We start from the raw sequence: 14,626 nt of genomic DNA, 5'->3' as shown, positions 1-14,626 counted from the left end.
AGCAATGCCCTAAAACGTCCGCATATAGTTATCGTGGCGAACCTTGGTGTCGCTGGTCGCGTGGACGATACGGTTCCGGCCCTGGTTCTTGGCTGCGTAAAGGCATGTATCGGCCGCAATGAGAGCCGTCTCCAGCGATTGACCGGGCTCGTGTATGGCGATGCCAACACTGACCGTTACCTCCAGATCCTTGATCTGCAGTAGCTGAGATATGTTGCGGACGCCGGTCAGTATTTTCTGTGACAGCCAGTCTGCGCGACCGAAATCCGCATCCTTCAGGAATACCGCGAACTCCTCGCCGCCGAAGCGGGCTGCAAAGTCACCCTTGCTGATGACCGTCTGCATCAAATGCCCGATTTCGCGCAGGACCCGGTCGCCGACCGCGTGTCCATGGCGATCGTTGATGGTTTTGAAGTAGTCGGCATCAATGTATAGCAGGGCGCCTGCACTCAGGTTCCGGGCGGAACCATCGATCAGACGCTCGACTTGCAGGTAGAATTCGTTGCGGTTCGCAAGGCCGGTAAGGTCATCCATGCGGGCAGCAAGATCGCGTTCGATCGCTATCTGCTTCAACCGAAAATTCAGGCCGATGAGAAACGCTCCAAGCGGAACGCTGACAATCACGACAATGAACGTGGTTACGACAAGCACCGTCGAAAGGCGGTCGAGCCCGATCGCGAGGAAAAAGACTGCGGCAAGAATATCCGCCGATATAATGGCCATACCAACCATAATCGCGATCTGCTTGATCGGAGAATAGTCGCCAAATTTGGTCATCCAGAGATCGTAGGTAGTCATAGCAATTCGCCGCACGCTTAGGACCAAAGGACAGTACAGCGCAAAGCTATGAAAAATATTCTTTGCTAATGCTGCAAATTTTAATTGCCCTGGCATTTCCTCGAAACGTGGGGCGAGGGCCCCACGCGCCACATCTCGTTCAAGGCGAAGATCAAAGCTCCATGAAGGATTTGAAGCCGCCGTAGATCATGCGCTTGCCGTCGAAAGGCATGTTGTCCATGTCGCCCTTGAGGCGCGGGTCCGCCATGACTTTGGCATTGATTTCATCCCGCTTTTCACGGGATTCATAGGTAATCCAAGAAAATACGACCGTTTCATCATCTTTGGCCTGAACGGCGCGCGGGAAGGAGGTGAGTTCCCCGTAAGGCACATCGTCGGCCAGGCATTCAACATAGGAAAGCGCGCCATATTCCATCCAGACATCGCCCGCTTTACGGGCCAGTTCCTTGTATTCTTCGATTCTGTCCTTGGGCACTGCGACCAGGAAACCGTCAACATAAGGCATGTCTTCCTCCGGTGAGTTTGAACATTGCTAGCGATACGACACTACACGTTGAGTTGGCGTTTGCGAAACACGCGTGGAAATTTTTCAAATCGGACATGCCGAGGCTTGCCTGCGCATTCGTGTTTTGGATTGACAAGCCTACATGAAAAAAGGTCCATGACGGTGGAAACCGAAGCAGTGAGAAGCTTCGATTTCCTAGAAGAACAGAATGCCCCAACGCGAGTGAAAACCATGTCCGCCATCAATCTCGCCATCGTAGGCGTCGGCAAGATCGTCAACGACCAACATCTTCCATCAATCGCCAGGAATCCCGATTTCAAGCTCGTTGCCACGGCAAGCCGCAACGGCACCGTTGAGGGTATCGACGCCTATAAGACGATCGACGCCATGCTTGAGGCGGTGCCGACGATCGACGCCGTATCGCTGTGCATGCCACCGCAATTTCGCTACGAGGCTGCGCACAAGGCACTCGCGGCAGGAAAGCATGTGTTCCTTGAAAAGCCGCCTGGCGCCACTCTCTCGGAAGTTGCCGACCTTGAAGCCACGGCTGCGGCGAAGCGCCTGTCTTTATTTGCAAGCTGGCATTCGCGCTATGCTCCGGCCGTAGAAGCGGCCAAGGCATTTCTTGCTGCAACCAGGATCACGAGCGTTCAAGTGAACTGGAAAGAGGACGTGCGCCATTGGCACCCCAACCAGGCATGGATCTGGCAGGCGGGCGGACTTGGCGTTTTCGACCCCGGAATCAATGCGCTGTCGATCGTGACCCATATTCTCCCACGCGCGGCATTTCTGACCAGCGCCACGCTTGAATTTCCTGAGAATTGCGACGCACCCATCGCTGCCGACCTGCAGTTCCAGGACGCCGACAATCTGCCGGTTCATGCGGTTTTCGATTGGCGGCAGACCGGAAAACAGACATGGGACATCATCGCCGAGACCGAGGCTGGCACAATGGTGCTCTCGGACGGCGGCGCGAAGCTTTTCATCAATGGCGAGCTCACATTCGCCGAACCTGAACAGGAATATGCGCAGCTCTACCGACGCTTTGCCGAAATCATCAAAGCTGGGCAATCGGATGTCGATCTATCGCCGCTGCGGCACGTGGCCGACGCGTTCCTGCTCGGCAAAAGGAAGATTGTTGAGGCTTTTTACGACTGAGGCTGGCAACCAACTGCGCCTCTAAAAGCAACCGCCGCAATAGGCCTGCGACATCCAATTCCCGGCGCACATCGATCCGCCGGGAATTTCAAATCAAGCCCTCAAACTGAAGCTGAAACTTTGGCAATCCATTTGCGTACGGTGTCGGGTGTATCGACGGTGAACTGGGCCTTGCTATCCCCCGTTCCCACCTTGACCGAACGTCCGCCGACCTCATTGACATAGCCAAACATCGCCTCATCGGTGATGTCATCGCCAATCGCAATGGGGAGTCGACCCTGAAACGGTGGGTGTGCCATCAGCCGTATGAGTGCTTCGCCCTTGCTCGTGCCGCTCGGGCGAATTTCGACAACCATCTTTCCGTCCTGCCGGACCCAGTTCCGGCCAAGCTCGGTCAGAAGATCGGAAACCCGCTGGTCAACCTCGCCATGCGCCGCTTCCGCCTGCCTGTAATGGACAGCGAGGCTGATCCCCTTATCTTCGATAATGATACCTGGCCACGTCCGCACGAGGTCGTCGAGTTCCCGGCGCGCATCGTCCAGATCGGCATCATTGACGGGAGTGCGCTCTACGGACCCATCGAGCGTGCTTCTGAGTTCTGCGCCGTGCAATCCTGCCGCTGCAAACCTGCAAGGTGTAAACAGCGCGTCGATTGAAGCGATTGAGCGGCCGCTGACCAGTGCCAATGCTCCGCCCAGCCGGGCCGCCAACTGGCTGATTTCATGCGGGAGAGCAGGAGGAACCTCGACACTATCGGGCGTCGCAGCAATGTCGATCAACGTTCCATCGACATCAAGGAAGAGTGCCCACGAGCCGATTTTTGCCGGGAGCACCTCGCTGACATCGTTCATCACTCATTCCTTCGCTGAAGCATCTCATTCGAATTTTTGGCTGTTCTCACCAAACCGATTAGTTCCCGGATCGTTCCATCGCGAAATATTTCGGGAACCAATCGTGGGGCGAGAAGTTAGCCCTACTCTCATGAAACTGGGGTATTGATATGGAACGCCTTGTTGTTGTCTCAAATCGGACAGCCGATCTGGGAGGCAAAACACTGAGCGGGGGGCTTGCAGTCGGAATTGTCGATGCGCTGAAAAGCAGCGGCGGGATGTGGATGGGTTGGAACGGCGATATCGTCGATAAGTCCCGCTCAATGGATGCGCGGGTCGAAACCTACGATAATGTCGCCTCCCTAACCATGCCTCTGACCAAAGAGGAACATAACAACTATTATCTGGGCTTTGCCAACAAGGTATTGTGGCCAACATTCCACTATCGGCTCGACCTCATGGATTACCGAACCGAGTTTGCGCGATCCTATGCCCGGGTGAACGGCAAGTTTGCCGACGTTCTTCATCCCCATCTGCGCGACGACGATCTCGTTTGGGTGCATGACTACCATCTAATTCCCCTGGCTTCCGAACTTCGCGCCAAGGGTTGCAATCACAAGATTGGCTTCTTCTTGCACATACCCTTTCCACCCTCGGATATTTTTTCAGCGATCCCGCGGCACCAATGGCTGCGTGAATGCCTGCTGCGGTTCGACTTGATCGGGTTTCAGACACAGAACGATGCAGACAATTTCTGCCGCTATCTGAAAGGCAATTCAGACGTCAAATTCCTTAGCCCCGACAGGATCAGGTGGCACGACCGGACAATCAAGATCGGTCACTTTCCGATCGGCATAGACGTCGATCAGTTTGCTGCCATGGCGCAGGAGACCGACGAGGAGATCCAGCTCGAGCGGAAGCGGCGTAGTCTGCTCAAGCGCTTCCAGGTCATTTCGGCCGATCGCCTCGATTATTCCAAAGGACTGCCGCAGCGCATGAAGGCGTTTCGAAAGTTTCTCGATACATCCCCGGAATATCGCGGACATGCCGAATATTTGCAGGTGGCCTCACCCTCTCGCGAAGACGTCACTGCCTATTCCGACATTCGCGGGGAACTCGAACAGCTTTCCGGAGCGGTGAACGGCAAGCACGCCGATATTAATTGGGCTCCAATCCAATATATCAATCAGAGCATATCACGGGAGCGGCTGGCGCTCCTGTTCCGCTGTAGCCTGATCGGGCTTATCACGCCGCTTCGCGACGGCATGAACCTCGTCGCCAAGGAATATATCGCAGCCCAGGACGATGAGGATCCCGGAATCCTCATTCTGTCGCGGTTTGCGGGCGCGGCGGAAGAGCTCGGTGACGCACTCATCGTCAACCCCTACGATGTTAACGAGGTTGCGCAAGCCATTAAGAAGGCGGCGACGATGCCTATGGATGAGCGCAAGGCCCGTCACCGAAACCTCTTCAGTCAGATTTCGACCAACAATGCCGATCTTTGGCAGCGCCGCTACGTTGCGGCGCTGCGGTCGGTCGAGCCCAATGTTCAACGCGCGCAACTTTCGTCACACGCGAAGTGGCGCAAAGAGCCCGGCATGGGGACCATGAGCAGCAGCCGGCATTGATCTGCGAGAGCTGTCGAGCGAAAGCATGTACACACCCAAATCAGCATATCGAATCCAACTGCGCCACGGGACGACCTTCAAGCACGCTGCGGATGCGGCCGGCTATATGAGCGAGTTGGGAGTGGATGCCCTCAGCATGTCCTCGCCATTCCAAAGCGTGCAAGTGGGTGAGCATGGTCTAGCCACCGTCAGCCCTGAGGTTCTGGACGTGGAATTGGGTGCAGAGAGCGGGTTTGCCGAACTGAATACCCGCCTCGCCGGAGCCGGCTTGGCTCTGATCATCGATCTCAACCCCAGCCGGATGCCGGCGTCGTCCGAAAACTCATGGTGGTTCGATGTCCTCGAATGGGGAAGCAGGGCGACCTATGCCGGCCACTTTGACATAGACTGGGCTGGGCCGGTCCTGTTGCCAGTCCTTGAACGGCCGATGGGTGAGGAGATTGAGGCCCGCCTTCTCACAATTTGCTTCAATCGGCGCCTCGCAAGTATCGGCATTGCCTATGGAGGCGTCTTTTACCCCTTCGAACCGTCTTCTTACGCCGCCGTGCTCGATCGCAATGAAAATGCACTGGCGGCCGAGCTGATTGGGGTGGCGGACCAAGCCACCCCAGAAGCATCCATTGAGTTTCACAGAGACATCGGCGGTATTCTCAAGGAGGCTGACACAACCGCGCTTATCGATCTGGCTGCGCATCTTAACAATGTTGCCGGTGACGCGGGGTGGCGCGATGCGATCTTGGATTTGCAAAATTGGCGGTTGGTGGAAAACGAAGCACCGGCGGCGCGAAACGCAGGTAATTTGGGCCTGACGGTCGGATTGCGCCACGAGCAACCTGATGTGTTCGAAGATTTTCACCGTGAACCGCTTTCATTGCTGCAAAGGACGCAGGTGAGGGGTTTCAGGGTGAACGACATCGATATGTTGGCTGACCCGGAGACCTATACGAGGCTTTTGCGTCAACGGGCTGGTGAAGATGCGTTCCTTATTGCCGACAAGATAGTTCTCAAGGGCGAAAGCGCCATCTCGGAATGGCAGGTAAACGGTACGGCAGGCTATGAATTTATTGGGACGGTCACCGATCTGTTGATCGACCCGCAAGGCCTGTCGACCTTGCAACGCCATTGGTCGAAGCTTGATCCAACGACTGAATTTGCTGGCGACCATAACCACGTCAAAGCAAACATTCTGCACGCGGCCTTTGCCGATGATCTCGCCCAGCTGGTGCAACTTTTGACGGAATTGCAGCCGCCAAGCGATGAGCCGACGATGCTTAGCCGCGCCGTTGTCGACCTTGCAACTTCGCTCCCGGTCTTTCGCGCCTATTCCAAGGACGGAAGGATATCGCCGTTCTATGCGCGGGCGCTGCGTTCCACTGCTGCCCAAGTCTCGAAAAGAGAGGGCCAGACCCCTGAAGAGAACGACGTTTTGAGCTTTGTGCTGGGGGTCATGCAATCGCCGAAAAAAACCGTGAACGCCGCGATTGCCGAGACGTTTTCCGGACGCTTTCAGCAGATGGCGGCAGCGGTGGCGGCGAGTTCATTGGAGAAGTCCTACCAATATACGCGGGGGCCCATCGCCCTGGATGAGCTTATCCTGAAATCCAACGTCAAACCCGATCCCGTCGGGTCCTTTCATCACTCCATGCATGAAAAAGCGAGAACCGAGCCTTCCGGCATGCTGGCGACCTCTTACAGCTATGCCACCAAGTTCGGTGAGGATGCACGAATGAGGTTTCTCGCGCTCTCCGAAGCACCTGAACGGTGGGCGTCCGCCGTCGAGCGCTGGCGACAGGGCCAGGCCGGCAATCTCGTCACGATTGAGAATGCCGTTGTCCCGGACCCCAAGGCTGAGTGGCTGCTCTATCAAACGCTTGCCGCCATCTGGCCTGCCTCCTTGCTCGCGCACGACAAGGCTGGTCTCGCCTTGGTTCGCGATGAGCTCGTGGCATTCATGGCGAGCGCTATTCGCGAATCCGATTCGTTGTCCCTCTGGACGGGCACTGACAAGCCCTATGGCGAGGCTGTAACACACTATATCGACCGTCTTTTCGCCGACGAGGAATTCCTGGGAGATTTTGTCGAAACGGCAAGGCCATTCTGGCTTGCAGGTGCGCTGAACAGCCTTTCGCAAACCGTCTTGAAACTTACCGTACCGGGTGTTCCGGTGATACGCGCTGGCTCCGAAACCTGGGACATTTCGCCCACCGGTCAATTCGGCTCGCACTTTGTCGACTTCGATGAACTGAAAAAGGCATTGGCCAGCGCCAGCCAGACGCAACTGAATGTCTTGCTAGAAGACTGGCATTCCGGCGCGGTGAAGCTGCGTTTGGTGCAGACCTATTTGAAGCTGCGCCTGCAACGACCCGGCCTGTTTTTGCGCGGCCAATATATCCCGCTGCATGTAAATGGTGATCTGGCGGACCACGTCGTCGCGTTCTATCGGGAATTTGAAGGGCAATATCTAATCGTTGCGGTTCCGCGACTGTGTTTTGCCATGCTGAAACAGTTCAGCAGTCCATTCCTACCGCTATCGGACTGGGAACAGACGTCGCTGGCGCTTCCAGCGCAATTGCGTGGCGTTACCTTCCGGCACTTGATGACCGGGAATCAGACGAACTTCAGCGCCAACTACTCCTTGGCCGAGGGATTTCGCGAGTTCCCAATCCTGACTTTGGTGTCTGATGACGACATATTCGAGTCTGTGGAAACCTGATTTCAATCCGAAACTTTCCACGATGTCGCGGGAGAGCGTTGCATTTCCGCCACAATGTGTTGCATGACTGCCACGTGGTTGGAATCACATAACAATGCTCTTATCGAATTCGGTCAATCTGTTTCAGACGTCAGGGACTGGCGCTGCACGTAGTGGCAGCAACCAGCGGTTTTACTCGCGTGCGGGTATTGCAACCGTCATTTTGGCCCTGCTGACCACCGGCGTTACCTTCCTGATCCTGACCGATATGACGCCGATTCATCCGAACAGTGAGGTCACGCTGCTGCTCACCAGCATCAATGCCGTTTTAATTCTGGCATTGATGATCCTGATCGGCCGTGAAATCTACCGCATTGCCCAGGCGCGCAGCCGCGGAAAGGCGGCTTCCCGACTACATGTGCGGCTGGTCGTGCTCTTTTCGCTGGTAGCTGCCGTGCCGGCCATGATCGTTGCCATCGTTGCGTCCGTCACCCTAGATCTTGGCCTCGACCGCTGGTTTGAAATGCGAACCACGACGATTGTCAATTCATCCATAAGCCTCGCCAACTCGTATATCCAGGAAAGTGCTCGCAATCTGCAGGGTACGACGCTCGAAATGGTGAACGACCTCGACGGGATGCGTACGCTCTATAACCTCGACCGCACCGGGTTTACCCGCCTGATGACGCAGCAGGCGCTCGGACGCGGCTTGATCGGCGCCGCGCTCATTCGGCCGAATGGTGATATCGCGGTCCGTGCAGATATCAAGACTGAGGTGACTATTCCTGCGGTGGCCAGATCGGTGCTCGACACCGCCGCCGACGGCAAACCCGTTCTCATTCCGCCGGAACAGACCAATCTCCTGAGCGCGGTCATCAAGCTGCGGGACATTCCGGGCCTTTTCCTTTATGCGGTAAGGCCCGTCGATGCCGATATTTTGAGTTCCAGCCGCCTCATGGAGCAGCGGGCCGAGGATGCGCAGAAGAACGACGGCAAAGGCATCACCACGCAGATTTTGTTTGCGCTTCTCTATTTCGGCCTGACGCTGACGCTGCTCCTGTCCGCGATCTGGACGGGTATCGCGGTTGCCGATCGCCTTGTACGGCCGATCCGTTTGCTGATTGGCGCGGCGGATAACGTCGCGACAGGCAATCTCGATGTTTCGGTGCCGGTGCGCCGCTCCGATGGCGACGTGGGTTCCTTGTCCCAAACCTTCAATACAATGGTCGAGCAGTTGAATACCCAGCGCAGCGAACTCGTCACCGCCAAGGATCAGATTGACGAACGCCGGCGTTTTTCCGAGGCTGTGCTTTCAGGCGTGACGGCGGGCGTGATCAGCGTCAACGGCGATGGCGTCATCGGCATTGTCAACAGATCCGCCGAGGCGATGTTCGAACTCGACGCCGTCGACACCGTTGGGAAGAACCTTACCGCTCTCGTCCCCGAAATCGGCCTTATCTTCGAGGTGGCGCACGCCACCGGCCGCTCGGTCTATAGGGAACAGGTCAGCATGTCGCGGCGCGGCAGTGCCCGCACGTTCAACGTGCAGATTACACTGGAAGACGCGGAAGCGCTCGAGCACTCCTATGTCGTCACCGTCGATGACATCACCGATCTCGTCGAGGCACAGCGTTCTTCGGCCTGGGCTGATGTCGCCCGGCGCATCGCCCATGAAATCAAGAACCCGCTGACGCCCATTCAGCTATCGGCCGAACGCCTGCGCCGCCGGTTCGGCAAGGTCATCACCGAGGACCGTGAAGTCTTCGATCAATGCACGGAAACGATCATCCGTCAGGTCGGCGATATCGGCCGCATGGTCGATGAGTTCTCGTCATTCGCCCGCATGCCGAAGCCGGAAATCAAAACGATGGATCTGCGCGAAGCCTTGCGTGAAGCCTCCTTTCTCGTTGAGGTCAGCCGCAGCGATGTTCGCTTCGAACGTCATTTCGGCGATGAGCCGCTGTCCGGTCAGTTCGACGGGCGGCTGCTTGGGCAAGCCTTCGGGAATGTTATCAAGAACGCTGCCGAATCCATTGATTCTGCAATAAAAGATGGCGTAACTGATGGTCATATTCTGATACGTGCCAAACGTCAGGACCAGCAACTGATCGTCGAGATCCTCGACAATGGCAAAGGCCTCCCGCGCGAGCACCGCCAGCGCCTGCTCGAGCCCTATATGACCACTCGGCAGAAGGGGACCGGGCTTGGTCTTGCGATCGTCAAGAAGATTGTCGAGGACCACGGTGGCCAGATCGAACTGCATGACGCGCCGGACGATTTCTACGCCGGGCGAGGCGCCATGATCCGCATGATTTTTCCTACCGCAAAGGCTTCGACCGAGGCCGCAAATAATAAGCAGGTGAATTGAGATGGCATCTGACATCCTTGTCGTCGATGATGAGATCGACATCCGCGAACTAGTTGCAGGGATACTTGGCGACGAGGGCTACGAAACCCGCGTTGCCTCCGACGCAGATAGTGCCTTGACTGCCATCGACGACCGAATTCCCCGCCTGATCTTCCTGGACATCTGGATGCAGGGAAGCCGTCTCGACGGCCTTGCGCTGCTTGACGAGATCAAGCAGCGCCACCCGGAGATTCCGGTGGTGATGATTTCGGGGCATGGCAATATCGAGACAGCCGTATCTGCGATCCGTCGCGGCGCCTATGACTTCATCGAGAAGCCGTTCAAGGCGGACCGGTTGATCCTCGTCGCCGAGCGGGCGCTCGAAACCTCAAAGCTGCGGCGTGAAGTTTCGGATCTGCGCAAGCGGTCCAGTGAGAGCTTCGAACTGCTCGGCTCGTCGCTGCCGATGAATCATTTGCGGCAGACCATCGAGCGTGTCGCGCCGACAAACAGTCGCATCATGATTACGGGTCCATCGGGCGCGGGCAAGGAATTGACGGCACGCGCGATACACGCGCTGTCCATCCGATCCAAGGGACCATTCGTCAATCTCAATGCTGCGACGATCACACCGGAGCGAATGGAGATCGAGCTGTTCGGGACGGAATCCGACGGCGGCGAGCGCAAGGTCGGCGCGCTGGAAGAGGCCCACGGCGGCATCCTCTACCTCAATGAGATCGCCGACATGCCGCGCGAAACGCAGAACAAAATCCTGCGCGTCCTTGTCGATCAGCAGTTTGAACGGGTAGGGGGTACGAAGCGGATCAAGGTCGATGTCCGCATCATCTCGTCCACCGCCCAGAACCTCGAGGCGATGATTGCCGAAGGGCGTTTCCGCGAAGATCTGTTCCATCGGCTCGCGGTTGTTCCCGTCATCGTGCCGCCGCTTGCAGACAGGCGCGACGACATCCCGGCTCTCGTCGAGTTTTTCATGACCCAGATCGCCGACCAGGCTGGCATCAAGCCTCGCAAGATCGGCCCCGACGCCATGGCCGTGCTGCAGTCGCACTCCTGGCCCGGCAATATTCGCCAGTTGCGCAACAACATCGAGCGCCTGATCATCCTGGCCCGAGGTGACGATCCAGAAGCGGTGATCACTGCGGACCTCCTGCCGGCAGAGATTGGCGATACCTTGCCCAAGGCGCCGACCGAGTCCGATCAGCACATCATGGCGTTGCCGCTACGCGAAGCGCGGGAACGCTTCGAGAAGGAATACCTCGTCGCCCAGATCAACCGTTTCGGCGGAAACATCTCGCGCACCGCCGAGTTCGTTGGTATGGAACGCTCAGCACTGCACCGGAAGCTGAAATCCCTCGGGGTCTAATCGCAAAATGCGCGTCATCATCTGCGGCGCTGGACAGGTAGGCTACGGCATTGCCGAGAGGCTCGCGGCCGAGGGCAATGACGTATCCGTCATTGATATGTCATCCGATCTCATCGAGATTGTCGGTGACACGCTCGACGTTCGCGGGTTCGTTGGGCATGGCGCACATCCCGACATGCTTGAAAAGGCCGGGGCGGATCAGGCCGACATGATCATCGCGGTAACGCTGTTTGATGAAGTCAACATCGTCGCCTGCGAAGTCGCCCATGCGCTCTTCAACGTCCCCACCAAGATCGCGCGTATCCGCGCTCAATCCTATCTGCAGTCGCACTACCAGGACCTTTTCTCACGCGAACACATGCCGATCGACGTCATCATTTCGCCTGAACTCGAAGTCGGGGAAATGGTCCTGCGCCGTATCGCGCTGCCGGGCGTCACCGACGTCGTCCGCCTCTGCGATGACAAGGTCGCGGTGCTGGCCATCGAATGCCTGGAGGATTGCCCGGTCGTCCATACCCAACTGGCGCAATTGACCAGCATGTTTCCCGATCTCAATGCCACGGTGATGGCAGTGGTCCACGATGGCAAGCTGGCGGTAGCGCATTCAAGCGACCAATTGATGCCGGGCGATGTCGCCTATGTCGCGACACCTTCAGCGCAGATTACGCGCACGCTGGCCCTGTTCGGCCATGAGGAGCCTGAAGCGACGCGGATCGTCATCGCGGGCGGCGGCAATATCGGCCTTTACGTGGCCCAGACCATTGAGGAACGCCAGCCACGGACGAAGGTCAAGGTTATCGAAGCCAGCCTCCGCCGGGCCAATTCGATCGCAGATGATCTGCATCGCTCCCTCGTCCTCCACGGCAGTGCCCTCGATCAGAAGCTGTTGCGGGAGGCTGAGATTGAGGATGCGGATCTGATCGTTGCGCTGACGAATGACGACCAGGTCAACATGCTGGCCAGTGTCATGGCCAAGCGTCTCGGGTGCAAATCCAACCTCGTCCTCATCAACAATCCCGACTATCTCGATATTGCGAAATCGCTTGGCATCGACGCGCAAATCAGCCCGCGCAGCGTCACCATCTCGCGCGTACTCCAGCATGTGCGGCGCGGCCGCATACGTGCAGTGCACAGCATCGAAAACGGCAAAGCCGAGATCATCGAAGCTGAAGCGCTAGAAACGTCGCCGCTGGTTGGCGCGACGCTCAGCGAACTTGATCTGCCTGACGGACTGCGCATCGGCGCGATCTATCGTAACGGCGAACTTATCAAGCCGCAGGGCAGTACCCGGATCAAGCCGCGTGACCGCGTCGTTCTCTTCGCCACGGCGGAGACGGTCAAACAGGTCGAACAGATGTTCCGCGTCAGCCTCGAATTCTTCTGACCCCCAGAAAGGCAGATCTCATGAAGCTACAGCTCTTTCGCAACGCTACGCTCAAGCTCGACTATGCCGGCTCGGTCATCCTGATCGACCCGGACTTTGGACCAAAGCACAGCAGGCCGTCATTCACCGGGCGCTCTCCAAATCCGATGGTCGAACTGCCGGCATCGACGGACGAGATTTTGGAAGGTGTCGATTTTGTCCTCGTGTCGCATCTTCATGCCGACCATTTCGACAAGGTCGCACAGGACTGCGTACCGAAGCACCTGCCGCTTATTTGCCAGCCGGGCGATGAGGACACGATCAGGTCGTTCGGATTTCTCGACGTCACACCGCTCTACGATGACCTGACCATCAACGGCATTTACGTGAAACGCCGCGAGGGGAACCACGGGTCGGGTCCGGTTCTCGAGAAGATGGGAAAGGTGATGGGCTTTACCATCGAGGGCGAGGGCGAGCCGTCAATCTATTGGGCGGGCGATACGATTCTCTACCCTCCCGTGCGCGAGACCATCGAGACGGCTGAGCCAGATATCATCATCACCCATTCCTGCGGCGCCAAATGGGATGACGTATTCATCGTCATGGACGCTGAACAGACCAGCGACGTGTGCGAGATCGCGGCTCCCCATACCAGGGTCATTGCCGTTCACATGGAAGCGCTCGACCACGCGACAACATCGCGGGAAGAGCTTCGGGCCTATGCGAACAGCCGGTCGGTTGATAAGCATAGACTCATCATCCCCGACGATGGAGAAATCCTCCATCTGACAGCCCCCACTTCGTGAGACCATCCATGCCAAACACATTCGCATTCGTCGGAACGCAAAATCGCAACGGCCAGGGCACCGGGATCAGCGTCTATCGCTTTGACAGCGCGACTGGAGAACTGACCCCTGCGAGCGAATATCTCGCCATCGACAATCCGGGCTATCTGGCCATCGACGAGAAGCGCAAGCGTCTCTACGCCGCCGTTGAGATCCCCGCCTGGAACGAGAATCTGGCCGTCGCCTTCGATATCGACCCTGAGACGGGAGCACTTTCCTACATCAACATGCAGCCGACACTCGGCAACACGACGTGCCATCTTGGCTTTGACCAGCAGGGGGAGACCATCTTTGCCTCCAACTACACCGTGGCCGATCTTGGCGAGCAACCCGGCAATGCGGTCGCGGCCTTCGCCCTGCGGGAAGACGGTGGGCTGGAGCCGGCCTTTGCCGCCGCGGCACACGAGGGCAAGCACGCCATCATTGCCACCGACAAGCGCCAGCATGGCCATTGTGCGGTGGCGAGCCCCGACAACCGCTACCTCTTCGTCTGCGATCTCGGCCTCGATCGGATCGTCGCGTATAATCTGCCGAAGAAAGGCGAGGCGATGACACTCGCGTCGGCGCCGTACGTCCAGTTCCCGGACGGTGCGGGCCCGCGCCATCTAACGTTTCATCCAAACGGCAAGGTCGCATACGTGATCAACGAGCTGAACTGCACCATCAGCGCACTGGACTACGATCCAACCGATGGCGAACTTTCGATCCTCCAGACGCTGCCTAGCCTCCCGGACGATTTCACCGATACGAACACCTGTGCGGAAATTGCGATCAGCAGCGATGGCAAGTTCCTGTACGGGTCCAATCGCGGCCACAACAGCATCGTCAGTTATGCCGTTGCACCTTCCGGCGAACTGTCGCTGATCGGCTGGACGCCGTCGCAGGGTATCGGCCCGCGCAACTTTACGATCGATCCGAGTGGAGCTTTCATGCTTGTCGCCAACCAGAAAGGCGGAGGTATCGCCATCTTCAAGCGCGATGTTTCGACGGGTGCGCTTTCCGATACCGGCAAGCGTGTCGACCTGCCCAACCCTATGCGCGTCGTCTTCGGCACGTTCGGTTGAGGTTGCAAGCAG

At 57.6% G+C, this 14,626-nt stretch carries 11 protein-coding genes; 8 read left to right on the top strand and 3 right to left on the bottom strand.

Annotated features, from left to right (window positions below):
- Positions 1–9: 9 nt before the first annotated feature.
- Together AC1DNI_RS22280 and AC1DNI_RS22275 are read right to left on the bottom strand one after the other, a co-directional pair.
- Positions 10–798 carry a GGDEF domain-containing protein gene (locus tag AC1DNI_RS22280; protein WP_477693461.1) on the bottom strand — a complete coding sequence of 263 codons (789 nt, stop codon included), beginning with the start codon at positions 796–798 and terminating at the stop codon, positions 10–12.
- Between the two features lie 151 nt (positions 799–949).
- Positions 950–1,303 carry a DUF1428 domain-containing protein gene (locus tag AC1DNI_RS22275; RefSeq protein ID WP_091946287.1) on the bottom strand — a complete coding sequence of 118 codons (354 nt, stop codon included), beginning with the start codon at positions 1,301–1,303 and terminating at the stop codon, positions 950–952.
- A gap of 231 nt (positions 1,304–1,534) precedes the next feature.
- Between AC1DNI_RS22275 and AC1DNI_RS22270 the strand changes: the two genes are divergently transcribed.
- Entirely contained in the window at positions 1,535–2,461 is a 927-nt protein-coding gene (locus AC1DNI_RS22270; RefSeq protein WP_477693460.1) for a Gfo/Idh/MocA family protein, read from the top strand.
- A 101-nt stretch (positions 2,462–2,562) separates the two neighbouring features.
- On the opposite strand, the gene otsB is transcribed toward AC1DNI_RS22270, so the two are convergent.
- Positions 2,563–3,312 (bottom strand): trehalose-phosphatase, encoded by a 750-nt coding sequence (gene otsB, locus AC1DNI_RS22265; protein WP_477693459.1) that lies wholly within the window; start codon positions 3,310–3,312, stop codon positions 2,563–2,565.
- Between the two features lie 149 nt (positions 3,313–3,461).
- Here otsB and AC1DNI_RS22260 point away from each other — a divergent pair, with 149 nt between their 5' ends.
- The 7 genes from AC1DNI_RS22260 (at position 3,462) to AC1DNI_RS22230 (ending at position 14,614) form a co-directional block, all read left to right on the top strand.
- Positions 3,462–4,919 (top strand): alpha,alpha-trehalose-phosphate synthase (UDP-forming), encoded by a 1,458-nt coding sequence (locus AC1DNI_RS22260; protein ID WP_477693458.1) that lies wholly within the window; start codon positions 3,462–3,464, stop codon positions 4,917–4,919.
- 25 nt (positions 4,920–4,944) lie between these two features.
- A complete protein-coding gene (treY, locus tag AC1DNI_RS22255) occupies positions 4,945–7,632 on the top strand; it encodes a malto-oligosyltrehalose synthase (protein WP_477693457.1) in 2,688 nt (895 codons plus the stop codon).
- A gap of 94 nt (positions 7,633–7,726) precedes the next feature.
- Positions 7,727–9,979: a sensor histidine kinase NtrY-like gene (locus AC1DNI_RS22250; RefSeq protein WP_477693456.1), complete on the top strand. Its 2,253-nt coding sequence runs from the start codon at positions 7,727–7,729 to the stop codon at positions 9,977–9,979.
- 1 nt (position 9,980) lies between these two features.
- Complete coding sequence (gene ntrX, locus AC1DNI_RS22245) at positions 9,981–11,342, top strand: nitrogen assimilation response regulator NtrX (protein WP_027233296.1); 1,362 nt, start codon at positions 9,981–9,983, stop codon at positions 11,340–11,342.
- A 7-nt stretch (positions 11,343–11,349) separates the two neighbouring features.
- Positions 11,350–12,726, top strand: coding sequence for a Trk system potassium transporter TrkA (trkA, locus tag AC1DNI_RS22240; protein ID WP_477693455.1), 1,377 nt, complete (start codon positions 11,350–11,352; stop codon positions 12,724–12,726).
- Between the two features lie 20 nt (positions 12,727–12,746).
- Positions 12,747–13,511 carry an MBL fold metallo-hydrolase gene (locus AC1DNI_RS22235; RefSeq protein WP_477693454.1) on the top strand — a complete coding sequence of 255 codons (765 nt, stop codon included), beginning with the start codon at positions 12,747–12,749 and terminating at the stop codon, positions 13,509–13,511.
- Between the two features lie 8 nt (positions 13,512–13,519).
- Entirely contained in the window at positions 13,520–14,614 is a 1,095-nt protein-coding gene (locus tag AC1DNI_RS22230; RefSeq protein ID WP_477693453.1) for a lactonase family protein, read from the top strand.
- Positions 14,615–14,626: the final 12 nt, after the last annotated feature.

The organism is Phyllobacterium sp. 01N428, assembly GCF_056399405.1.
The sequence above is the reverse complement of the archived record's forward strand: the minus strand, read 5'-3'. Positions and strand labels throughout refer to the sequence as shown.

Excerpts from the sequence above, each read along its gene's own strand:
- AC1DNI_RS22280 (WP_477693461.1), bottom strand. The coding sequence starts at position 798 with ATGACTACCTACGATCTCTGGATGACCAAATTTGGCGACTATTCTCCG.
- AC1DNI_RS22275 (WP_091946287.1), bottom strand. The coding sequence starts at position 1,303 with ATGCCTTATGTTGACGGTTTCCTGGTCGCAGTGCCCAAGGACAGAATC.
- AC1DNI_RS22270 (WP_477693460.1), top strand. The coding sequence starts at position 1,535 with ATGTCCGCCATCAATCTCGCCATCGTAGGCGTCGGCAAGATCGTCAAC.
- otsB (WP_477693459.1), bottom strand. The coding sequence starts at position 3,312 with ATGAACGATGTCAGCGAGGTGCTCCCGGCAAAAATCGGCTCGTGGGCA.
- AC1DNI_RS22260 (WP_477693458.1), top strand. The coding sequence starts at position 3,462 with ATGGAACGCCTTGTTGTTGTCTCAAATCGGACAGCCGATCTGGGAGGC.
- treY (WP_477693457.1), top strand. The coding sequence starts at position 4,945 with ATGTACACACCCAAATCAGCATATCGAATCCAACTGCGCCACGGGACG.
- AC1DNI_RS22250 (WP_477693456.1), top strand. The coding sequence starts at position 7,727 with ATGCTCTTATCGAATTCGGTCAATCTGTTTCAGACGTCAGGGACTGGC.
- ntrX (WP_027233296.1), top strand. The coding sequence starts at position 9,981 with ATGGCATCTGACATCCTTGTCGTCGATGATGAGATCGACATCCGCGAA.
- trkA (WP_477693455.1), top strand. The coding sequence starts at position 11,350 with ATGCGCGTCATCATCTGCGGCGCTGGACAGGTAGGCTACGGCATTGCC.
- AC1DNI_RS22235 (WP_477693454.1), top strand. The coding sequence starts at position 12,747 with ATGAAGCTACAGCTCTTTCGCAACGCTACGCTCAAGCTCGACTATGCC.
- AC1DNI_RS22230 (WP_477693453.1), top strand. The coding sequence starts at position 13,520 with ATGCCAAACACATTCGCATTCGTCGGAACGCAAAATCGCAACGGCCAG.